Source organism: Microbacterium sp. SCN 69-37 (genome assembly GCF_001724435.1).
Classification (GTDB): Bacteria; Actinomycetota; Actinomycetes; order Actinomycetales; family Microbacteriaceae; genus Microbacterium; species Microbacterium laevaniformans.
The window spans coordinates 103519-124004 of the sequence record NZ_MEEL01000018.1 but is presented as its reverse complement, the minus strand read 5'-3'; the positions used below and the strand labels follow the sequence as shown (position 1 = coordinate 124004).

At 69.2% G+C, this 20486-nt stretch carries 22 protein-coding genes, 1 tRNA gene and 1 other RNA gene; 8 read left to right on the top strand and 16 right to left on the bottom strand.

The features are described from left to right. Position 1: 1 nt before the first annotated feature. A complete protein-coding gene (locus ABS64_RS03600; RefSeq protein ID WP_292680929.1) occupies positions 2–802 on the bottom strand; it encodes a CoA transferase subunit A in 801 nt (266 codons plus the stop codon). Between the two features lie 106 nt (positions 803–908). Here ABS64_RS03600 and ABS64_RS03595 point away from each other — a divergent pair, with 106 nt between their 5' ends. Further along, the gene (locus ABS64_RS03595) at positions 909–1697 is read left to right on the top strand and encodes an IclR family transcriptional regulator (protein WP_204947295.1); all 789 of its coding nucleotides are present in this window, start codon (positions 909–911) and stop codon (positions 1695–1697) included. 117 nt (positions 1698–1814) lie between these two features. Here the strand turns inward: ABS64_RS03595 and ABS64_RS03590 are convergent, their stop codons facing one another. From ABS64_RS03590 to ABS64_RS03550, 9 genes are read right to left on the bottom strand one after another with little or no spacing between them, the layout of a single operon-like run. Continuing rightward, the gene (locus ABS64_RS03590) at positions 1815–2723 is read right to left on the bottom strand and encodes an alpha/beta hydrolase (protein WP_292680926.1); all 909 of its coding nucleotides are present in this window, start codon (positions 2721–2723) and stop codon (positions 1815–1817) included. Further along, on the bottom strand, positions 2720–3472 hold the full coding sequence (locus tag ABS64_RS03585; RefSeq protein ID WP_204947297.1) for a 3-hydroxybutyrate dehydrogenase: 753 nt from the start codon (positions 3470–3472) through the stop codon (positions 2720–2722). Before ABS64_RS03585 ends, ABS64_RS03590 begins: the two co-directional genes overlap by 4 nt. After that, positions 3465–4142 (bottom strand): TetR/AcrR family transcriptional regulator, encoded by a 678-nt coding sequence (locus tag ABS64_RS03580; RefSeq protein ID WP_005050076.1) that lies wholly within the window; start codon positions 4140–4142, stop codon positions 3465–3467. The genes ABS64_RS03585 and ABS64_RS03580 overlap by 8 nt, the downstream gene beginning before the upstream one ends. Further along, complete coding sequence (locus tag ABS64_RS03575; RefSeq protein ID WP_292680944.1) at positions 4129–5691, bottom strand: AMP-binding protein; 1563 nt, start codon at positions 5689–5691, stop codon at positions 4129–4131. The genes ABS64_RS03580 and ABS64_RS03575 overlap by 14 nt, the downstream gene beginning before the upstream one ends. A gap of 22 nt (positions 5692–5713) precedes the next feature. Next, on the bottom strand, positions 5714–6856 hold the full coding sequence (locus ABS64_RS03570) for a branched-chain amino acid ABC transporter permease (protein ID WP_292680919.1): 1143 nt from the start codon (positions 6854–6856) through the stop codon (positions 5714–5716). Beyond that, a complete protein-coding gene (locus ABS64_RS03565) occupies positions 6853–7728 on the bottom strand; it encodes a branched-chain amino acid ABC transporter permease (RefSeq protein WP_204947300.1) in 876 nt (291 codons plus the stop codon). Before ABS64_RS03565 ends, ABS64_RS03570 begins: the two co-directional genes overlap by 4 nt. Beyond that, positions 7725–8435 (bottom strand): ABC transporter ATP-binding protein, encoded by a 711-nt coding sequence (locus ABS64_RS03560; protein ID WP_292680915.1) that lies wholly within the window; start codon positions 8433–8435, stop codon positions 7725–7727. Before ABS64_RS03560 ends, ABS64_RS03565 begins: the two co-directional genes overlap by 4 nt. Continuing rightward, positions 8432–9220: an ABC transporter ATP-binding protein gene (locus tag ABS64_RS03555; protein WP_288119102.1), complete on the bottom strand. Its 789-nt coding sequence runs from the start codon at positions 9218–9220 to the stop codon at positions 8432–8434. Before ABS64_RS03555 ends, ABS64_RS03560 begins: the two co-directional genes overlap by 4 nt. A gap of 36 nt (positions 9221–9256) precedes the next feature. Further along, complete coding sequence (locus ABS64_RS03550) at positions 9257–10465, bottom strand: substrate-binding domain-containing protein (RefSeq protein WP_288119104.1); 1209 nt, start codon at positions 10463–10465, stop codon at positions 9257–9259. A 151-nt stretch (positions 10466–10616) separates the two neighbouring features. Between ABS64_RS03550 and ABS64_RS03545 the strand changes: the two genes are divergently transcribed. Together ABS64_RS03545 and ABS64_RS03540 are read left to right on the top strand one after the other, a co-directional pair. Continuing rightward, positions 10617–11048 carry a MarR family transcriptional regulator gene (locus ABS64_RS03545; protein ID WP_036290459.1) on the top strand — a complete coding sequence of 144 codons (432 nt, stop codon included), beginning with the start codon at positions 10617–10619 and terminating at the stop codon, positions 11046–11048. Further along, entirely contained in the window at positions 11045–12280 is a 1236-nt protein-coding gene (locus tag ABS64_RS03540; RefSeq protein ID WP_288119106.1) for an MFS transporter, read from the top strand. The genes ABS64_RS03545 and ABS64_RS03540 overlap by 4 nt, the downstream gene beginning before the upstream one ends. 171 nt (positions 12281–12451) lie before the next feature. Here the strand turns inward: ABS64_RS03540 and ABS64_RS03535 are convergent. After that, positions 12452–12527 (bottom strand) — tRNA-Lys (locus tag ABS64_RS03535). 115 nt (positions 12528–12642) lie between these two features. Here ABS64_RS03535 and ABS64_RS03530 point away from each other — a divergent pair. The 3 genes from ABS64_RS03530 (at position 12643) to ABS64_RS03520 (ending at position 14443) form a co-directional block, all read left to right on the top strand. After that, positions 12643–13482 carry an inositol monophosphatase family protein gene (locus ABS64_RS03530; RefSeq protein ID WP_204947306.1) on the top strand — a complete coding sequence of 280 codons (840 nt, stop codon included), beginning with the start codon at positions 12643–12645 and terminating at the stop codon, positions 13480–13482. A 14-nt stretch (positions 13483–13496) separates the two neighbouring features. Next, the gene (locus ABS64_RS03525) at positions 13497–14093 is read left to right on the top strand and encodes a hypothetical protein (RefSeq protein WP_036289820.1); all 597 of its coding nucleotides are present in this window, start codon (positions 13497–13499) and stop codon (positions 14091–14093) included. A gap of 212 nt (positions 14094–14305) precedes the next feature. After that, positions 14306–14443: a hypothetical protein gene (locus ABS64_RS03520; RefSeq protein WP_204947307.1), complete on the top strand. Its 138-nt coding sequence runs from the start codon at positions 14306–14308 to the stop codon at positions 14441–14443. Between the two features lie 265 nt (positions 14444–14708). Here the strand turns inward: ABS64_RS03520 and ssrA are convergent. Further along, positions 14709–15078, bottom strand: a transfer-messenger RNA (tmRNA) gene (gene ssrA / locus ABS64_RS03515). Positions 15079–15178: 100 nt separating this feature from the next. Here ssrA and ABS64_RS03510 point away from each other — a divergent pair. Beyond that, entirely contained in the window at positions 15179–15844 is a 666-nt protein-coding gene (locus tag ABS64_RS03510) for an SIMPL domain-containing protein (RefSeq protein WP_204947308.1), read from the top strand. A gap of 105 nt (positions 15845–15949) precedes the next feature. Here ABS64_RS03510 and smpB read toward each other — a convergent pair whose 3' ends face one another. The 3 genes from smpB to ftsE form a co-directional block, all read right to left on the bottom strand. Further along, entirely contained in the window at positions 15950–16426 is a 477-nt protein-coding gene (gene smpB, locus ABS64_RS03505; protein WP_036288708.1) for an SsrA-binding protein SmpB, read from the bottom strand. A gap of 80 nt (positions 16427–16506) precedes the next feature. Beyond that, a complete protein-coding gene (ftsX, locus tag ABS64_RS03500) occupies positions 16507–17421 on the bottom strand; it encodes a permease-like cell division protein FtsX (protein WP_036288711.1) in 915 nt (304 codons plus the stop codon). Beyond that, positions 17418–18524 carry a cell division ATP-binding protein FtsE gene (gene ftsE, locus ABS64_RS03495; RefSeq protein WP_036288714.1) on the bottom strand — a complete coding sequence of 369 codons (1107 nt, stop codon included), beginning with the start codon at positions 18522–18524 and terminating at the stop codon, positions 17418–17420. Before ftsE ends, ftsX begins: the two co-directional genes overlap by 4 nt. 77 nt (positions 18525–18601) lie before the next feature. Here ftsE and ABS64_RS03490 point away from each other — a divergent pair, with 77 nt between their 5' ends. Then, positions 18602–19321 (top strand): alpha/beta hydrolase, encoded by a 720-nt coding sequence (locus tag ABS64_RS03490; RefSeq protein WP_292680899.1) that lies wholly within the window; start codon positions 18602–18604, stop codon positions 19319–19321. On the opposite strand, the gene prfB is transcribed toward ABS64_RS03490, so the two are convergent. Further along, positions 19322–20434, bottom strand: a complete 1113-nt coding sequence (gene prfB, locus ABS64_RS03485) for a peptide chain release factor 2 (protein ID WP_036288717.1) — start codon at positions 20432–20434, stop codon at positions 19322–19324. It lies immediately after the preceding gene. Between the last annotated feature and the right edge of the window lie 52 nt (positions 20435–20486).

The following is a 20486-nucleotide window of genomic DNA, read 5'->3' as shown; positions in this document are numbered from 1 at the left end:
CTCAGGCTCCTTCCGGGATGTCGCGATCGGCGCTGTCGTCGACCGTGACGGTGCGGCGCTCGATGCGCTTCTCGATGTCGGTGCCGACCTCCACGATGCGGTGCACGTAGATGCCGGGCAGGTGGATGCCGTCGGGGTCGAGTTCGCCGGGGTCGACGAGCTCCTCGACCTGCGCGATGCAGACCCTCCCGGCCATGGCGGCGAGCGGATTGAAATTGCGGGCGGCCTTGTGGAAGACGAGGTTGCCGTGGGTGTCTCCCTTCGCGGCGTGCACGAGCGCGAAGTCCGTGACGATCGCCTCCTCGAGCACGTAGTCCCGTTCCACTCCGGTGACCGCGAAGGCGCGGACGTCCTTCGGCGGCGAGGCCACCGCAACGCCCCCGGCGCCGTCGTACTTGCGCGGCAGTCCGCCCTCCGCGACCTGGGTGCCGACGCCGGTCTGGGTGAAGAAGGCGGCGATCCCCGCGCCGCCGGCCCGGAGCTTTTCGGCGAGTGTGCCCTGCGGTGTCAGCTCCAATTCGAGCTCGCCGGAGAGGAACTGCCGCTCGAACTCCTTGTTCTCGCCGACGTAGGAGGAGGTCATCTTTCGGATGCGCTTCGCGTTCAGCAGCACGCCGAGGCCCCAGTCGTCGACGCCGCAGTTGTTCGAGACGATCGACAGATCGCGCGTGCCCTGAGCCAGCAGCGCCCCGATGAGCGCGATGGGATTTCCCGAGAGGCCGAATCCGCCGACGGCCAGCGAGGCGCCGTCCGGGATGTCGGCCACCGCATCGGCCGCCGACGGGTAGGTCTTGTCGATCACGAATCACTCCTTTGTCACCGCGTATCGCCTCCATCCTCCGCCGTCCCGCACGGCCGCGCACGTCGGCGCTTGCCATGTGGATGCCGCGGCGCGTACTGTCCACATCGTGGAGTCCGCTCGACGAACCATCCCCGGTGCGCAGTCGGTGGCGCGCGCGGCGGCACTCCTGCGGCTCGTCACGTCGGCGGGCGAGCAGGGCCTCTCGGTCGCGGAGATCGCACGCCGCGCTGAGCTGACCCGCCCGACGACGCACCGCCTGCTCACCGCGCTGAGACACGAGGGCCTCGTCGACCAGGACGAGCACTCCGGCGCCTGGATGCCGGGACCGGAGCTCTATCTGATGGGCACGGTCGCGGCATCCCGCTACGACATCACCGCCATCGCGCGCGACATCGTCCGCGCGCTCGCGGTGCGCACCGAGGAGAGCGCGTTCCTGTCGGTGCGCCGTGGCGACGAGACGGTGTGCCTCATCCGCGAGGACGGCGCGTTCCCCATCCGGTCGTTCGTCCTGTCGGAGGGCATCCGCTTCCCGCTGGGCGTCGCGTCGGCGGGGCTCGCCATCCTCGCGTTCCTGCCTTCCCACGATGTGGACGCGTACTTCGAGCGGCACCCCGAGCTCGCCGAGCGTCACGGCACGGCGCACGCCGAGCCGCGCCTGCGCGCGCGTCTCCGCGAGACGCAGGCCCGCGGCTACGCCCTCAACCCGGGGCTCATCGTGGAAGGCAGCTACGGCATCGGGGCGGCCGTGTTCACGCGCGCGGGGCACCCGCAGTGGGCGCTGAGCCTCACGGGTGTCGACTTCCGCTTCTCCCCCGAGCGCATTCCCGACCTCGGACGCACGCTCCTCGCCCACGCGCACCAGCTGACCACCCGCATCGCCGCCGGCGCGCGCTAGCCGCCTCCGCCGCGCCGGCATCCCCGCCGAGAAACCACCTCGACGACGAGAAACCACCGCAGCGGTGATGTGTCGAGACGCCGATGGTTTCTCGGGATGCCGCGGGACGCGGCGGAGCTACGGCGCGTGCGGGACGGAGGCGGCGAGCTGCTCCTCCACCAGCGCGGCCAAGCGGTCGGCACCGGCGTGGGAGAGCACCACCGTGTAGTGGTTGAACTCCGGCCAGGCAACATGCGCGACCGACGGATAGGCCGCCAGCTGGGCGGCGAGGTGGACCGGCGGATACAGCCCGGGGATCTCGTCCTGCAGTCCCCGCGGCACGGTGACGAGGGTGGTCGGCGTGGTGAGCGCGTCGAGCGCGTCGCGCACCGTGTCACGCGTGTTCATGTCGACGGTGTCCTCGACCGTGGTGGCGTAGCTCGTCGCCGGTCGGTACGAGCCGTCGGGCTCGCGTTCGAGGTCGTACGCGAGGTAATGCTCGAGCGCCGGCGACCAGTCGTCCGCGAACGCGGGGTGCGCGCGCCAGAACGCCAGATAGTCGTCCACGTCGGCGAAGCGGCGCGAGAGCCGCGCAGCCGTCGGCCCGAGGATCGCCGCGACGAGCTCGTCCGGCGTCAGGTCGGCCGGAGCCGCCAGCGGCAGTCCTCCGTCGACGAGGAGCAGACGCGCAACCAAGTCCGGATGCCGGTGCGCGAACACGACCGACACGAACGCGCCCATGGAGTGCGCCACCACGAGGTCGGGCACGGCGTGCAGCGCCGCGCAGACAGCGGCCAGATCGTCGGCGTGGGCCGCCATGCCCGCCGCTCCCTGCACGCCGTTGCTGCGACCGCGGCCGCGCAGATCCGGCGCGATGATCCTCACGTGCGGCAACGCCTCGGCGAGCATCTCCCACGCGAGGTGCGACGAGGTGACCCCGTGGACGGCGAGGATCGTCGGGGCGCCGGGGTCGGCCTCCCACACACCGACCCGCAGCGAACCGCCGGGGACGGCGACATCGACCGCACGCACCACGCGGGTGCTCATCGCGCCGTCCACCCGCCGTCCATCGTGTAGCTGGCGCCGGTGACCATCCCGGCGTGATCGCTCGCGAGCCATCCGGCGAGCGAGGCGACCTCCGTCGGCTCGATCAGGCGCTTGATGACCGACTCGGTGAGCATGATCTTCTCGACGACCTCGTCCTCGGCGATACCGTGGACGCTCGCCTGGTCGGCGATCTGCTTCTCGACCAGAGGCGTGCGCACATACGCGGGGTTGATGCAGTTGCTGGTCACCCCGTGCGGCCCGCCCTCCAGCGCCGTCACCTTCGACAGCCCCTCCAGGGCGTGTTTGGCCGTCACGTAGGCCGACTTGTACGCGCTTGCGCGCAGGCCATGCGCACTGGAGATGTTGATGATGCGGCCCCAACCGCGCTCGTACATCCCGGGCAGCACGGCCCGGATGAGAAGGAAGGGCGATTCGACCATGAGCCGCTGCATGAAACGGAACCGCTCCGGCGAGAACTCCGTGATCGGCGCGACGGTCTGCACGCCCGCGTTGTTGACGAGGATGTCGGCATCCAGCGACAGGTCGTCCAGCGCCTCCGTCGCGGAGAGGTCTACGACCCACGCCTCACCGCCGAGGCGCTGCGCCACCTCGTGTGCGGCGTCGCCGTTGAAGTCGGCGATGACCAGGTGCGCGCCGCGCGCGGCGAACTCCTCGGCGCACGCGAGGCCGATGCCGCTCGCGCCACCGGTCACGACGGCGCGACGCCCGGCGAGATCCTGCTCAGTCATGGTCCTGTCCCCTCTCGCCGCGTGCCGCGAGCGCGTTGCGGATGAAGCGCATCATGCCGTCGATGACCGCGTCGGGGATCGCCGCCGGGGGCTGCCCCTCATCGTCGCGCTCCCACAGCAGGAAGCGCATGCCGATCAGCTCACCGGCGCCCATGAGGGCCCAGGCGGTCACCTCCGGGTCGAGACCGGCGTCGACGTCGCCGGATGCCTGGGCGGCGCGCAGACCGGCCTCGTAGCCTTCGACGATGCGGGTGTAGTGCAGCCGCAGCATCTCGGGCGAGACGAACTCCGCCTCACGCACCACGCGGTACAGGGCCGGGTGCGCGGCCGTGAAGCGGAAGAACCCCTCGAAGCCCGCGCGTTCGGCGTCGATGCGGTTGTCGGTACCCGCCATGGCCTCGGCCATCGCGTGTCGCACACGCCGGTTGAGATCGACGACGAGCTCCTCGAAGATCTGCTGCTTGCTGTCGAAGTAGAGGTAGAAGGTGCCGAGGCCGATGCCGGCGCTCTCGGTGATCTTGACGATCGAGGCCTCGTGGTAGCCAAGCCGCGCGAAGACGTCCTCAGCGGCTTCGAGGAGTTTGCGGCGGGTCGCCTCTCCGCGCTTGGTCAGTGGTTTGCCGGCCGCGGAGAAAGCCGCTTCGGGCTCGAACTGCTCAACTGTGCTCACGAGCACTTCCTCTCACCAGGTCGGCGGCCCGTGCGCGCAGTCGAGAACGGGCCAACTTCTCGATCGTGGACCGTGGAAGCTCGTCCACGAAGGCGACGCGCACGGGGACTTTGAAACCCGCGAGTTCCGCACGCGCGTGGGTCAGCACCTCGTCGGCGCCGAGAGCGGCCCCCTCCGCGCGCACGACGAACGCGACGCCGCGCTCGCCCCACACATCGTCCGGCACGCCGACGACCGCGGCATCCGCGATCGCGGGGTGCAGCAGAAGTGCGCGCTCGACCTCCGCGGGCGCGACGTTCTCACCGCCGGAGATGAAGATGTCCTTGCGCCGGTCGACGATGCGGAACACGCCGTCGCGGTCACGGTGCACGATGTCGCCGGTGCAAAGCCACGGCCCGGCCATCGCCCGCGCCGTCGCCTCCGCATCGTGGAGGTACCCGGCGAAGACGCTCGGACCGCGCACCCACAGCTCGCCGGTCGCCTCACCGCCGAGCTCCAAACCGGAGTCGGGATCGACCACCCGCACGTCCACGTGCGGGTAGGGCCGTCCCACGGCGCCGGGGTGCGCGCGGCTCTCGGATGCCGGCAGGCACAGCACGTTGGGAGCGGCCTCGGTCAGGCCGTAACCCTGGGTGAGCGGCACACCGGCATCGGCCCACCGCGCCGCGAGTGCCGGTGGGATCGTCGCCCCGCCGACGAGCGCCTGGCGCAGCCGTCCGCGCGCGAGCGCGGCGAAGCCGGGGTCGTCGATCAGCAGCCGGTACTGGGTGGGCACCCCCATCATCGCCGTCACAGCCCGCTCGGAGAGCAGCTGCAGCACCCGCCGAGGCTGGAAGGAGCGTTCGAGGACGACCGTCGCGCCGGCCCACCATGCCAGCAGCGGCTGACAGTTCCACGCGGCGACATGGAACTGCGGCAGCACCGCGAGCACGATGTCCTCGGCGGTCAGCTGGGCGACACCGGCCAGCGCGAGGTTGTTCCAGAAGCAGTTCGCGTGGGTGAGGACGACGCCCTTGGGCGCGGCCTCGCTGCCGGAGGTGTAGATGACGAGAAGCGGATCGTCGTCGCGGACGGCCCGGGCGGGCGCGGCATCCCTCCCGTCTCCGCGTCGCGGAACCGCGGCCTCGATACCGGTCGTTCCGAGCAGGGTCGTGGGCGGGGGTGCCTCCAGCCGCGCGAGCGCGTCGTCGGCCACCCCGAGGTACTCGTCCTCGATCGCCACGAGCGCGGGGGCCGCGTGCACGAGCGCCTCGCTCAGTTCGCGTGACGACAGCCGCCACGACAGCGGCACCATCGCGATGCCGGCCTTCGCACACGCGAAGAACACCACGACGTGGTCGATCGAGTTGCCGGTGATCGTCGCGAGCCGGTCGCCCGGGCCGTAGCCCGCGCGCCGGAGGGATGCCGCGAGCTCGCGGGCCCGGGCTTCGAGGTCGCCGTAGCCGATGCGCACACCGCGGTCGTCGATGGCGGTGCGGTCGGGTGTGCCGCCGGCGCGATCGGTGAGCCAGCGTCCGATCGTGTGCGCGCCGTCGAGGTCGCCGTTCACGATCTCCACCTCGTTCGGACGCTCATGCGCGCACCCCCGCGGGCTCCGCGACGGTCTCGTCCGCGTCGTCGATCTGGCGCAGCTGCGAGCGTGTGCGCTCACCTCGACGACGACGCACCGCCGCATCGATCGTGCCGGCGATGCCGCCAGGCAGGAACATCACCACGAGGATGAACAGTACGCCCAGCAGGAACAGCGGCTCCGACAACGGGATGCGCAGCACGTCGGGAAGGTCGCGGATCCACTCCGCGCGCGCCAGCACCGTGAGCCGCTGGTCGAGGATCGTGTACAGCACACCGCCCACGATGGCACCCCACCGGAACCCGACGCCGCCGAGAACCACCATCACGAGCACGGTGATCGTGAGATCGGCGCCGACGGTGCTGGGCTGCGTTCCCGACTGCAGCAGCATGTACGCGATGCCGGCGAGCGAGGCGCAGAGGGCGGCGAGGATGAAGACGAGCAGCTTCGCGGTGTAGGGGCGCAGTCCGAGCACCTGCACGCGCAGCTCGTTCTCACGCACCGCCTGTGCGAGATGTCCGAGCCGCGAGCGGTCCACCCAGAGCACGACGAGGTAGACGACCACCAGCACGCAGAGCGTCACCCAATACAGGTTGCGGGTGTTCGACACGCCCACGAGCCAGGAGGGCACCTGGTCGACGGGCAGCCGCAGTCCCTCCTCACCACCGGTGATGTCCTGATTGCGACGCACCAGCACCGACCCGGCCTGCGCGAATGCCAGTGTCACCATCGCGAAGGGGATGCCGGAAACGCGCATCGAAATGGCGCCCGTGAATGCGGCGATGACGAGCCCACCGACGAGAGCGATGAGAGCACCGGGCCACAGCGGCACCCCGAAGAACTTCAGCGCGAGCCCGAGTCCGTACGCGCCGACACCGAAGTACAAGGCGTGGCCGAAGGACAGCATCCCGGAGGTGCCCAGCAGCAGGTTGTACGAGAGGGCGAGCGCGGCGAAGACCATGCAGAGCGAAAGCAGAGCGAGCGAGCCCGGTGTGTACGTCGCTCCCGGCAGGATGCCGGGGATCGAGATGTTCAGCAGTGGCAACACGGCCATGACGACGACGAGGACGGCACCGACGACGAAGGGAATGAAGGCCCCGGTGCGGCCCGGCACGAGGGTGGGAACCCCGGTGGTGACGGTCATGCTTTCCTCCCCATGAGTCCGGTGGGTCGCACGAGGAGCACGACGGCCAGCAGCACCACCACGATGAAGTCGCCCGTGCCGCTCAGGTAGACGTTCGCGAACTGTTGCAGCACCGCGACGAGCACCGACGCGATCGCGGCGCCCGTGAGCGAGCCGAGGCCGCCGATGACGGTCACGATGAACGCGAAGATGAGCAGCGTCGCGCCCAGATGTGCCGACACGAACGTCGTGTAGTGCATGGCGAGGACTCCGCCGATGCCGGCGGCCGCGCCCCCGATCGCGAACACGAGGGTGAAGCTGCGGCGCACGTCGATGCCGAGGGCGGTCACCATCGCGCGGTTCTCGACGCCGGCCCGGATGATCATCCCGTATCGCGTCTTCTTCAGGAACAGCACGAGGGCGACGAGCACGAGGGCTGCGGCCAGCATCAGAACCCAGTACGTGTTCGGGATGCGCGCCCCGAGGATCTCGGTGGTCTCCTTCAACCACGCAGGACCGGCGATGTTCACGGCATCCGTCCCCCAGATGCCCTCGAACAGCGCGACCGCGGCGAAGGAGAGTCCGACCGTCACGAGAACTTGCTCGATATGACGCTCGTAGAGCGGGCGGATGAGCACCAGTTCGGTGAGCGTCGCGAACACCGCGCCGACGGCGGCACCGACGAGGATCGAGACGACGAACGAGCCCCACGAGGCCGTGCCCAGAGCCTGCGCCACCTGCCATCCGATGAAGGCGCTGAGGGTGAGGAAGGCGCCGTGCGCGAAGTTGAGCACGTGCATCAGGCCGTAGATGAGGCTCAGCCCCGACGCGACGAGGAAGTACAGCGCGCCGAGCCCGACACCGGTGAGGAGGATGAGGACGATGCTGCTCAAGAGTGCACCTCCGCGCTGACGCCGAGCAGGCGCGTGGTCAGGGCGTCGTCGTCGAGGATGTCGCGCGCCTTCCCCGTGTGGACGACGCGCCCACCGGCGATGACGATGGCGTCGTCGGCGAGAGCGCGCACGACGTCGAGATTCTGTTCTACGAGCAGGATGGGCACGATCTTGGCAGCCTCCTGCAGGGCTCGCGCGACGTCGTCGACGATCTTCGGGGCGAGTCCCTTCGTGGGCTCGTCGACCAACAGGATGCGGTTGTCGTTGAGCAGCGCTCGCGCGACCGACACCATCTGCTGCTGTCCACCGGAGAGCGTTCCGGCGAGCTGCGACCGCCGCGCCATCAGGTCGGGGAAGAGCTCGGCGACGAACTCCCGGCGCGGCTTGCTGTCACGCTCGGCGAGGGCGAGGTTCTCGGCGACGGTCAGGCCGGCGAACACCTCGCGGTCCTCCGGGACGTAGCCCACGCCGCGCTGGACGATGCGGTGGGTGGGCAACCCGTCGATGCGCTCGCCCGCGAGCAGGACCTTCCCCTTGCGCGAGATGAGCCCCAGGACGGCGCGCATGGTCGACGTCTTGCCGACCCCGTTGCGGCCGAGCATGGCGGTGATCCCCGTCGCCGGGACCTCGAAGGAGACGTCCTCGACGACCTGCTGACCCGCGATGGATGCCGACAGGTGCGTGACCGTGAGGATCGGTGCGCTCATGCGGCCGACTCCCCCGCCGGCTCCAGGCCGCGGCCGAGGTAGGCGCTCTGCACCACGGGGTTCTCCATGATCCGTGCGGGTGAGTCGAACGCGATGATCGACCCGGAGTACATGACGGCGACCTTCTGGACGAAGCCCATGAGCACGTCGATGTGGTGCTCGACCATCAACACCGTGCACCCGGTCGCGTTTTGCATCTCGCGGATCGTGTCCGCGAGTCCCGCGACGTCGCCGGAGGCGACCCCCGCCATCGGCTCGTCGAGCAGCACGATCTTGGCCTCGGTCGCCAACAGGACGGCGATCTCGAGCTTGCGCTTGTCACCGTGGGAGATGTCACCGGCCGCCGTGTCGAGCTTGTGGGTGAGCCCGACCTTCACGAGCTGATCGAAAGCGAGCTCCGTCGCGGCATCCGTTCTGCGAGGAAAGCGCAGCAGCGAGAAGTTTCCGCCGCGGCCGACCTGGGCCGCCAGGCGCACGTTCTCCAGCACGCTGAGGCGCGGGAACAGGCTGGAGGTCTGAAACGTGCGCCCCAGTCCCGCCCGCGCACGCTGTGCGATGGACGCGCGAGTGATGTCGACACCGTCCATCACGATGCGACCTGCGGTCGGCCGCGCGACGCCCGAGATCACATTGAACAGCGTGGTCTTTCCTGCGCCGTTCGGCCCGATCACGCCGACGATGCTGCCGGGCGCGACGTCGAGGTCGACGTCTTTCAGGATGGTCGCTCCGCCGATCTGCAGGCCGAGGCCTTCGATCAGCAGCGCGGACGGGACGGGGGTGCTCATGCGGATGCGCCTCGTTTCGGGATGCCGTGTCGCGATCTACTTCTTCGCCGGGGCGACCTGCTCGGCGGGAACGGTGTCGACGAGCGCGGGTGTGAAGCTGCCGCCGTTGGCGACGAGCTTGACCTGGTACATGTCCTGGATGAGCGCGTGGTCGCCGGCGCGCACGGTGAGCGCACCCTTCGGGCCCTGGAACGTGTAGTCCTCAAGGCTCTTGACCATCGCCTCGACGTCGCCCTTCCCTTCCTTGACGGCGTGGACGATCATGAGTGCCGCGTTGAAGCCGTCGGGGGTGAACAGGTCGGGCGTTCCGCCGGCCTTGGTGACGGCCTCGACCATCTTGGTGTTCACGTCGTTGTCCGGGGCCCCCGGGAAGTAGTAGTTCAGGAACTTGATCTTCTCGGATGCCGCGCCATAGGCACCGAACGTCGCCGAGTCGCCGAGACCGGTGACGACGGGGACGGCGTCCAGCACGCCCTGCTGGCTCATCGACTGCCACATCGCGCCGGACGTGGCACCGGCCCAGGCGACGAAGACGAGGTCGGGCTTGGCGGCGAGCACCTGCTGGGCGAACGGCGTGAACTCGGTGACGTCTTCGGCGACGAGCACACTGTTCACCGTCGCGCCCTTCCCACCGAGGATGGCGGTGACGGCGGCCTCGTTGCCCTTGCCGAAGGCGTTGTTCTGGGCGAAGACCGTCACGGTCTTGCCCGTGAGGTCGCCGAGGAAAGTGCCCGCGGTCGCGACATCCTGCGCGGACTGACGACCGCTGCGGAACGTGTACGCATTCACACCCGTCAGAGCGTCGGCGGCGGCGGGGCCCGAGATGAAGAGGACCTTGTTCTGCCCCGCCTGCTCGGCGACGGCAGCGGCGACACCCGAGGAGGCGCTGCCCGCCAGGATGTTCACCCCCTGACCGATGAGCTCCTTTGCGACGCCGACGGCCGTGTCGGGGTCGCCCGCATCGTCGCGGTAGTCGACGGTGATCTTGGTGCCGTCCACCTCGTTGGAACCGTCCGTGGCGTAGTCGAGACCGGCTTTGAAGCCGTCGAGATACTGCTTGCCGTAGCCGGCGAGCGGACCTGTCTCGCTCGTGACGACACCGACCGTGACCCCCGCGGGTCCGCCGCCGGCGGTCGCCGCTCCACCCGTCGTCGCGTCCTGCGGCGCGCAGGCCGACAGGGCGAGAGCCGTCGTCGCGACGACGGCCACAAAACTCACGTGGAGCAACTTCTTCGTAACCCGCATGTGCGTGCCTTTCACCGTTGGAAGGAAGACCTGAGAACCGATTCAGGTACTGCAATCATGTCCAGGCGGACGCCCCGTGTCAAACAGCGCGCACCGACGCGCGGTCACGATCCGATAACCTCTTTGCATACCTCGGGTATATGCTTGCGGTATGCAACACTCGGACGACATCCTGCGACTGCTCATCGGCGCGCATGCCCTCACACGGGTGGCGGCCCTGGACACCCGCACCGACGCCCCCTCCGCCCAGTGGCGCACGCTCGTGCTCCTCCGCGACAACGGACCGCTGCGCATCGGCGACCTGGCGACGCTCTCGCGGGTCACTCAACCCGGGATGACGCGGCTGGTCGCACAGATGGCGGATGCCGGGCTCTTGGAGCGAACGAGCGACCCCGACGACTCCCGCGCAACGCTCGTCTCGGCCACAGAGTCCGGCATGACCGCCCTCGACGAGTGGCTGGAAGTGCTGAGCTCAGCCCTCGCACCGCGCTTCGCCGACCTGGACGAGGACGAATGGCACACCATCCGCCGCGCCGCGGACATCGTCAACGCGCGTACACGCGTGGCGGAGGTGGCTCGATGAACAGCGCCCACACGTCCCAGAAGGTCACCATCTGGCGCCAGCCCGCTCAGGTCTGGGCCGTCGCCTTCGCGTGCGTCATCGCCTTCATGGGCATCGGTCTGGTCGACCCGATCCTTCCCGCCATCGCCGAGTCGCTGCGCGCCACTCCCGTGGAGACCGAGCTGCTCTTCACGAGCTACCTCGTCGTCACGGGTCTTGCGATGCTCGTGACGAGCTGGATCTCTTCCCGCATCGGCACGAAGGCGACGCTGCTGATCGGCCTCGGCCTCATCGTCGTGTTCGCCCTGCTGTGCGCCGTGTCGGGAAGCGTCGATGCCGTGATCGGCTTCCGCGCCGGGTGGGGCCTGGGCAACGCCCTGTTCATCTCGACCGCGCTCGCGACGATCGTCGGGGCGGCCTCGGGTGGCAGCGCCGCGGCGATCATCCTGTACGAGGCGGCGCTCGGTCTGGGCATCGCGATCGGTCCGCTCCTCGGCGGCATCCTGGGTGAGATCAGCTGGCGCGGCCCGTTCTTCGGCGTCGTGGCGCTGATGGCGATCGCCTTCGTCGCGGTGCTCGTGCTGCTGCGCGGCGGTGAGGAGAAGCGGACGCCCGTGAGGCTGTCGGCGCCCTTCCAGGCGCTACGCCAGCCGGCCTTGGCGGTGCTCGCGATCGCGGCCCTCTTCTACAACATCGGCTTCTTCGTCCTGCTGGCCTTCTCCCCCTTCCCGCTCGGGTTCGGTGCGATGGGGATCGGTCTGACCTTCTTCGGCTGGGGCGTGGCGCTGGCGATCACGAGCGTGTGGATCGCACCGATCCTGCTGCGTCGACTGTCGCGGAGCGCGGCGATGCTCATCGTGCTGCCGTTGCTGGCGATCGACCTGTTCGTAGCCGCGGTCGTCGTGGCCTCGGCTGCGGGGCTGGTCGTCTGCATCATCGTCGGCGGACTGCTCCTGGGTCTCATGAACACGATCCTCACCGAGTCGGCGATGGAGGCGACCGACCTGCCACGATCGGTGGCCTCGTCGGCGTACTCCGCTGTCCGCTTCCTCGGCGGGGCTGCCGCTCCCCCGATCGCCGCTGCGCTGTGGCACGCGTTCAACGCTTCGGTGCCGTTCGTGTTCGCCGGCATCTCGGTGCTGATCTCGGCGGCGACGATCCTGATCGGCCGTCGGGCGCTCGCGCGCATCGACGCGCACGATGCGGATGCCGCGGAAGAGGCAGCCGCGGTGCTCGTGGGCGACGCGGCATAGGCCGTCCTCGCCGGAGCTTGAGGGCAGTTCGGGAGGAGATTTCACCCCGGGAGGAGCGCAACGGCGCGTTCATCCTCCGGAGGTGATTTCTCCTCCCGTTCTGCGCGCGGGCAGGGGCGTCAGCGACGACGAAGGCCCGGTCCGCGATCACTCGCGGGCCGGGCCTTGCTGTGGTGCACCCCCTGGGACTCGAACCCAGAACCCACTGATTAAGAGTCAGTTGCTCTGCCGATTGAGCTAGAGGTGCGTTCCGTCGGCCGCTGAATCTCTCGAGAAGATCACTGGCGAACCGAGGGACAACGTTACCATCCCGAACGTCACACCGCGAATCGAGACGACGCGCGCCCCTTATCCTTGAGGGTGTGACCTCCCCCGCCACCGCGTCCGCCTGGAGCACGCCCTTCGACGGCGACCTGACCGAGGATCTCCGGCTCGCGTTGCGTCTTGCCGATGCGGCGGATGCCGTGACGATGGCGCGCTTCGATGCCGCCGATCTCGACGTCCAGGTGAAGGCCGACGCCTCCCACGTCACGGAAGCCGATCTCGCCACCGAGCGTGTGCTCCGCGAGCTGCTGTCGACCGAGCGGGCCGGCGACGGCATCCTGGGTGAGGAGTACGGTACCTCGGGCGACGCGGCCCGGCAGTGGATCATCGACCCGATCGACGGCACGGCCAACTACCTCAAGGGCATTCCGATGTGGACGACCCTCATCGCCCTCGCCATCGACGGCGTGCCCCGCGTCGGGGTGGCCAGCCAGCCGGCCCTCGGGCGACGCTGGTGGGCGGCATCCGGCCAGGGCGCCTGGACCAACACTGCCAACGGCGGCACGCGCCGCCTGGGCGTCTCGGGTGTCGACGCCGTCGCCGAAGCGAGCGTGAGCTTCCAGTCCATCGCGCAGTGGGACGAGGTCGGCCGCGCCGACGATCTGCTGCGCCTCAGCCGCGCAGTCTGGCGCGACCGCGGCTATGGCGACACCTGGCCGTACATGCTCCTCGCTGAGGGGCGACTCGAGTTCGTGGCGGAGTTCGGCGTCAAGGAGTACGACATCGCCGCCCTCGTGCCGATCGTCCACGAAGCCGGTGGAAGGTTCACCGACATCGACGGAGCCGACTCGCTGTCGTCGCGCTCGTCGCTCGCGACCAACGGACGTCTTCATCACGACTTCCTCTCCCTCCTCCGCGCTTCGCCCGCCATCTCCTGATCGGACCCCCGCCGATGACACGTGCACGCTTCGCACCCCTCGCGCTGTCCACCGTCGCCCTCGCAACGGCTCTTCTGCTGAGCGGTTGCACGTCAGCCGCGCCCTCGGCCGGCCCGGCCCCCACCGGCAACGCCGTATCACCCACGCCGACCGAGGCGCTGCCCGGACCGACGCCGGACACCTCGCCGACGACGGGCGGCGCCGTGACCTGCGACAGCATGATCGTCTCCGACACCCTCGCCGAGTTCAAGAGCAAGGGATGGACAGCCAAGCAGACGCCCTTCACGTTCGAAACCCAGCCGCCGAGCGCACCGATCGACGGCGGACTGATCTGCACCTGGGCGAATTACTCGGTCGCATCGGGCAACCTCATCGAGTTCGGCTGGGCACCCGTCAGCACCGCCGACGCCGAGACGGTGGCCGCACAGCTCGAGAAGGAGGGCTGGCGCCGTGAGCCGGCCGATTCGGGCTTCTACATCACGCAGGACCCGTCGCGCGTGATCACCGTGGATGACAAGGGATACGGCATGACGTACCAGTTCGGCGACGGCTGGGTCGCTGTATCGGACACGAAGCAGAACTTGCTGCTCATGCCGGTCACCGCCGGCTGACGCGCCGACCGCTCCTCGGGACCACCCTTCTCAGCGCGTCCACAACCGACGCTCACGAGACCCATCAGCCGACGTCAGTCGCGATTCACGCCCCATTTGCCGCGCGCCCCGCGCACGGCCCGCAGTCTGGGTGATCGCCGCCCCTTCCCCCTCCTACCTGATCGGTGCGGGCGAAGGCGGGCGACATCTCCCTCTCGACTGTAAGGAAAATCGTGATCTCGCACCGCACCCGACGCGGATTCATCGACCGACTCGGCGCGACCACCCTCGTCGCCGCCGCCGTCGTCTGCTCCATCGGCTTCGGCGCCACCTGCGCCAGCGCCGCCGACGCCGCCAGTCAGCCCCGCTGACGGCGAAGGACCACGCCATCACCGACGTCCCCGGCCTCGTCAACGGCCGCGAACTCGGATCGTTCACCGGGCTGGGCAGCCAGGTGGTCAACGCGCCGCGCTTACTGCGCTGCTCGTCGGCAGCATCGGCGCGGCACTGGTGCTGGCCGGAGGCATCCTGCTCGCGCGCCGTCGCACGAAGCGCACGGCGGGCTGACACCCGCAGACGACGAAGGCCCCGGCATCCATCGATCGGATGCCGGGGCCTTCGCCGGTGACAGTGGCGTCGTGGAGCTGGGGGGAATCGAACCCCCGTCCAACGCTGGGATACTGCGTCTTCTCCGGGCGCAGTCTGTGAAGACGTTCTGCTCGGCTCCGACCTTTGTCACAGACACCTAAGTCGACGAGCCCAGCCTGGGAAGAGTCCCGCGTGACGTCCAGGCGCCGTCACGCGGCAAGACCCCTAGATGACGCCAGGGTCCGTGGCGGGGTCACACACGGTCTGACGGACTATCGGGCTCGCTTAGGCAGCGAGGGCGAAGTCAGTGCGCTTGGATTCGGCACTTATAGGTTCGCAGAGATCGTTAACGAGATAACCCTGCATCCTCGGCCCGCTTCTCGCAGATTCACAGACGCTGTCGAAACCGATCAGCCCCGTGTGCGTCACGGCGACGTGCCGTGCGGCGAATGAGCCACTGTCACGCTGTGGAGTTGTCTCTCGGTTGCCGTCGGCACCCGAGCGTTACAGTTTACCCCATGAGCGAGGTCACGATCACCGTCCGCGGCGAGAGCCACGCCCGAGTGCTGCCCGAGCGCGCCGTCGCGCACGTGACGGCATCCGCCGACGGACCCGAGCGCGCCGCCGTCGTCTCGCGGGTCGCCGGCCTCTCGGAGCCGGTCCGCACCCACCTCGCCACGCTCGCAACGGCGGGCACGATCGCGGACTGGGCGAGTCAGCGCATGTCGGTCTGGGCCGACCGGCCGTGGAACACCGAGGGCCGCCAGCTCGACCTCGTCCACCACGCGTCGGTGGAGCTGACCGCGACCTTCACCGACACGGTCGCCCTGTCGGACTGGCTCAATGCGATCGCCGGAACCGACGGGCTGCAGGTGGGAGCGGTCGAGTGGCAGCTCACGCCCGAGACGCGCGCGGGTGTCGCGCGCGACGTCGCCACGGACGCCGTCGCCGTCGCGGTCGAGCGGGCCTCCGCCTATGCCGCGGCGATCGGACGGCGAGAGGTCGTCCCGGTCGAGATCGCCGACCTGGGGCTGCTGAGCGCGGCATCCTCCCCCGGTCCCGCGCCGCGGGTGATGGCGAAGGTCGCCGGCATGGCCGAGTTCGATCGGACCGCCGCCGTCGAGTTCCGGCCCGACGAGATCGTCGTGTCGGCGGGAGTCGAGGCCCGCTTCATCGCACGCTAGGTCTCGTCAGTTCGCGCCGCCTGCGGCGCACGGCATCCCTTCGACTCCACAGAACGACACCTCCTCCGCGTCCGGTCACGCTGTCGGCTGCGGGGATCGTGGGCTCTACTCGCCGCGGAGGTTGCGGCTGCGCATCGCCCGCTCGGCCTCGCGCTTGTCTTCGCGCTCGCGGATCGTCTGCCGCTTCTCGTACTCGCGCTTGCCCTTGGCGATCGCGATCTCGACCTTCGCACGCCCGTCGGAGAAGTAGAGCTTCAACGGAACCAACGTGTACCCGCCGGCGCTGACGGCGTGCGACAGCTTGACGATCTCCTCCTTGTGCAGCAGCAGTTTGCGGGTGCGCTTGGAGGCGTGATTGGTCCAGTGCCCCTGCGAGTACTCCGGGATGTGCACGGCATCGAGGTAGGCCTGGCCCCCGTCGATGTAGGCGTATCCGTCCGACAGGTTGGCCCGGCCCTGACGCAGCGACTTCACCTCGGTACCCGTGAGCACGAGGCCCGCTTCGTACGTCTTCTCGATGGTGTAGTCGTGGTGCGCGCGACGGTTGGTCGCGACGACCTTCTCCCCGCGTTCCCTGGGCATGGTTGATCCTCTGTGGTGGATGGCGTTGTTCCGCCGATGGACGACGGGATGCCGCGGACACGGCAGCCCGTCAGTCTATCTCACGCCCGCAGCCACCGGCGGATCGCGAAGCTCGCCGACAGCGCGGCGAGCACCAGGCCGATGACCACGATGACGGGGATGACGATCGCGGCATCCCCCATGTCGATCCAGTCGGTGATGAAGCTCACGCGACCCTTGAGGTACTGGCCGACACCGAAGTGCACGCCCACGACGATCGCGGCGCCCGCCATGAGCGAGCCGATGAACGCGGCGAAAACGCCCTCCAGGATGAACGGCGTCTGGATGAACCGGTTGGAGGCACCGACAAGTCGCATGATGCCGACCTCCCGTCTTCGCGCGTAGGCCGACAGCCGGATGGTGGTCGCGATGAGCAGGACAGCCGCGATGAGCATGAGCACGGCGATGCCCACGGCGATGTACGTCGCTATCGTCAGGGCGGAGAACAGAGGCTCGAGATACTGCAGCTGGTTCTTCACCTCTTCCACCCCGGCCATCCCGTTGAACGCCTCGGTGATGACGTCCGCCTTCTCGGGGTCGATCAGGCCGACGAAGTAGGTGTTGCCCAGCTGCGCAGGGGTCACATAGTCCTTGTACTCGTCGCCGTAGAGCTTCAGCAGGTTCTGGTAGGCCTCGTCGGAGGACTCGAACCGCACGTCGCGCACAACCCCGCTCAGCGCGGAGCTCGACAGTCGTTGCGAGACCTGATCGATCTGCTCCTGCGTCGCGGCGCCGTCGGCACACGTCGTGGCCGTGGAATCCTCGCGGCACATGATCACCGAGACCTGCGCACGCTCGGACCAGTAGTCGCGCATCTTGCCGATCTGCATCTGCATCAGCATCGCGGCACCGACGAACGTCAGCGACACGAACGTCACGAGCACGACGGAGATCACCATCGACGCGTTGCGGCGCAGTCCCGTGAGCGCCTCGCCGAGAATCAGCTGCATCCTCATGAGGTCGGTCCCACTTCGTCGTTCTCGTCGGCTTCGCGGCCGCGGCGGTCGGCGACCCCGAGTTTGCCGAGGTCGATGTCACCCACGCCCAGCTCGCCGAGGTCGACCTCGGGGGCGGCGATGGTGATCGGACGCGTGAGCGGCACCGGCTCCCCGCTCGCCGGAAGAGGCGCGGGACGCTGCATGGCCGGTCGCGGCGACGCGTCCGCCGCCCGGTCGGCAGGCGTCGTGGCTGCAGGCGCGGGAGCGGCCGGGCGTGTGAGGGGCGGGGTCGCCGCGGCATCCGGCGCCGTCGGAGGCGCGGGGACGGGCTCGACGGGAGCTTCCGCGATCTCGCGCTGCAGTTCGAGCACCGCGGTCAGGGCGGCCGTTGCTGCCGCGCCGCGTTCCGTCTGCGGTTGCAGCGAGGGCAGCGATGACGTGTCGCCGTAGCCGCCGTGGCGGTCGTCGCGCACCATCACACCGCCGCGCAGCTCGATGACGCGGCGCTTCATCTGATCGACGAAGCCGGCCTCGTGGGTGGCCATGACCACCGTCGTGCCACCGGCGTTGATGCGGGCGAGCAGCTGCATGATGTCGATGGAGGTCGCCGGGTCGAGGTTTCCGGTGGGCTCGTCGGCGAGCAGGATCTGCGGCCGGTTGACGATCGCCCGCGCGATCGCGACGCGCTGCTGCTCGCCACCCGACAGCTCGTGCGGCAGGCGCTTCTGCTTTCCGTCCAAGCCGACGAGAGCGAGCGCTTCGGGCACGGCCTGCTGGATGAACGCGCGGGATGCGCCGATGACCTGCAGCGTGAAGGCGACGTTCTGGAACACCGTCTTGTTGGGCAGCAGACGGAAGTCCTGGAAGACCGACCCGATGTGCCGACGGAAGTACGGAACCTTGCGTGTCGAGAGGCTCTTGAGGTCGCGACCGAGCACGACGACGCGGCCCTCGCTCGGGCCGTCCTCCCGCAGGATCAGGCGCAGACAGGAGGACTTTCCCGAGCCGGACGCGCCCACGAGGAAGACGAACTCCCCGCGCTGCACCTCGAAGTCGACGTCGCTCAGCGCCGGCTTGCTGGTCCCTCGGTATTTCTTGGTGACGTGCTCGAACCGGATCATGACTCGATGAGCCTACGTCGCCCCCCTGCGGATGCCGGGTGCGACACTCGCCGCGTGTCGACTGCACTCCCGACAGCGTGGCCGGGTGCGCATGCTCGATCGTCGGCATCGGCGAGAGCGCGCACGTCATCGTGCTGCACCCACGCGGCACGAGCCGAACCGGCGGCCTGTCACGCGGATGGTGGACGGATGCCGACGACGTCGTCGCTCCGCTCGACGCGCTTCACGTTCCCTCGGTCTCCGTGCTCGCTCATTCGGCCGGCACGCGGCTCGCGCTGGCGACCGCGACGCGCCACCCGGGCCGCGTCGCGTCCCTGGCGCTGATCACACCGCCGGCGACCTGGCTGTGCGGATCGCCATCCGACGCCGCGGCCATCGGCGCCGCCCGCACCGAGCCCGAGGTGGTTTCCGCGCTCGTCGCGCTGGGCGAGGACACCGCGACCACCGACGCCGACGTCGACGAGCAGTTCCAGCGACAGGCGCCGGCCAACTACGCGAAATGGACGGAGCGTGAGCGCGACCATGCCCGTGTCGGGCGGGTGTCTCTCGCGGCGGCATCCGCGTGGTTCCACGACATTCCGGCCGATGCGGCCGAGCGCATCCGCTCGGCGTCTCTTCCACCCACGACGATCATCGCCGGCGACGCCGACCTGCTCACCGGCGTTCGACCGGTTGCCGACTACGCCGCAGCACTCGGAGCCGACCTCGTCTGGCTCGCCGCCTGCGGGCACTACCCCTGGGTCGAACAGCCCACCGCGTTCCGCGACGCCATCACGACATGGCTGGGCCGCGACTGATCAGTCGTCGTCGTCCTTGCGCTTGCGCCAGCGGATGCCGGCGGCGATGAGGCCGTCGAGGTCGCCATCGAAGACGACGGCGGGGTTGCCGACCTCGTAACCGGTGCGGAGATCCTTGACGAGCTGCTGGCCGTAGAGGAAGTAGGAACGCATCTGGTCGCCCCAGCTGGCCGTGATGGTACCGGCGAGCTCCTTCTTCTTCGCGGCCTCCTCTTCGCGCTTGAGCAGCAGCAGACGCGTCTGGAGCACGCGCATGGCCGCAGCGCGGTTCTGGATCTGGCTCTTCTCGTTCTGCATCGAGACGACGAGGCCTGTCGGCAGGTGGGTGATGCGCACCGCGGAGTCGGTCGTGTTCACCGACTGACCGCCCGGGCCCGACGAGCGGAACACGTCGACGCGGATGTCACTTTCGGGAACCTCGACCTCGACGGCCTCTTCGAGCGCGGGGATGACCTCGACCGCGGCGAACGACGTCTGGCGCTTGTCCGCGCCGCCGAACGGGCTGATGCGCGCCAGTCGGTGCGTGCCGGCCTCGACCGACAGGGTGCCGTACGCGTAGGGGGCGTCGACCTCGAACGTGGCGGACTTGATGCCCGCGCCCTCCGCGTAGGAGGTGTCCATGACCTTCACGGAGTACTTGTGCCGTTCCGCCCAACGCAGGTACATGCGCAGGAGCATCTCGGCGAAGTCGGTGGCGTCGTCGCCGCCCGCGCCGGAACGGATCGTGACGACCGCGGGGCGGTCGTCGTACTCGCCGTCCAGCAGCGTCTGCACCTCGAGCTGGCCGATGACGTCCTGCAGCGCGGCGATCTCGCGGCGCGCCTCGGCCGCGGTGTCTTCGTCGTCCATCTCGTGCGCCAGCTCGACGAGCACATCGAGGTCGTCGAGGCGCTGCTCGACGTCGGTGACGCGCTTGAGGTCGGCCTGACGATGGCTGAGTGCGCTCGTGACCTTCTGCGCCTTCTCGACGTCGTCCCAGAGGTCGGGGGCACCGGCTTCGTCGGACAGGCGCGCGATCTCCGCACGCAGTCCCTCGACGTCGACCACCGCCTGGATGTCGGAGAAGGTGGAACGCAGGGCCTGGATGTCGGCGGAAGGATCGAAATCAAGCATGACACTCCAGACTAACGTGGATCGGGTGAGCTCCCGCATGCCAGATCCCGCG

Bases quoted from the DNA above. Each gene is read 5' to 3' on its own strand.
- ABS64_RS03510 (WP_204947308.1), top strand. From the start codon at position 15,179: ATGAGCGAGGTCACGATCACCGTCCGCGGCGAGAGCCACGCCCGAGTG.
- smpB (WP_036288708.1), bottom strand. From the start codon at position 16,426: ATGCCCAGGGAACGCGGGGAGAAGGTCGTCGCGACCAACCGTCGCGCG.
- ftsX (WP_036288711.1), bottom strand. From the start codon at position 17,421: ATGAGGATGCAGCTGATTCTCGGCGAGGCGCTCACGGGACTGCGCCGC.
- ABS64_RS03540 (WP_288119106.1), top strand. From the start codon at position 11,045: ATGAACAGCGCCCACACGTCCCAGAAGGTCACCATCTGGCGCCAGCCC.
- ABS64_RS03550 (WP_288119104.1), bottom strand. From the start codon at position 10,465: ATGCGGGTTACGAAGAAGTTGCTCCACGTGAGTTTTGTGGCCGTCGTC.
- ABS64_RS03545 (WP_036290459.1), top strand. From the start codon at position 10,617: ATGCAACACTCGGACGACATCCTGCGACTGCTCATCGGCGCGCATGCC.
- ABS64_RS03555 (WP_288119102.1), bottom strand. From the start codon at position 9,220: ATGAGCACCCCCGTCCCGTCCGCGCTGCTGATCGAAGGCCTCGGCCTG.
- ABS64_RS03590 (WP_292680926.1), bottom strand. From the start codon at position 2,723: ATGAGCACCCGCGTGGTGCGTGCGGTCGATGTCGCCGTCCCCGGCGGT.
- ABS64_RS03570 (WP_292680919.1), bottom strand. From the start codon at position 6,856: ATGACCGTCACCACCGGGGTTCCCACCCTCGTGCCGGGCCGCACCGGG.
- ABS64_RS03525 (WP_036289820.1), top strand. From the start codon at position 13,497: ATGACACGTGCACGCTTCGCACCCCTCGCGCTGTCCACCGTCGCCCTC.
- prfB (WP_036288717.1), bottom strand. From the start codon at position 20,434: ATGCTTGATTTCGATCCTTCCGCCGACATCCAGGCCCTGCGTTCCACC.
- ABS64_RS03560 (WP_292680915.1), bottom strand. From the start codon at position 8,435: ATGAGCGCACCGATCCTCACGGTCACGCACCTGTCGGCATCCATCGCG.
- ABS64_RS03585 (WP_204947297.1), bottom strand. From the start codon at position 3,472: ATGACTGAGCAGGATCTCGCCGGGCGTCGCGCCGTCGTGACCGGTGGC.
- ftsE (WP_036288714.1), bottom strand. From the start codon at position 18,524: ATGATCCGGTTCGAGCACGTCACCAAGAAATACCGAGGGACCAGCAAG.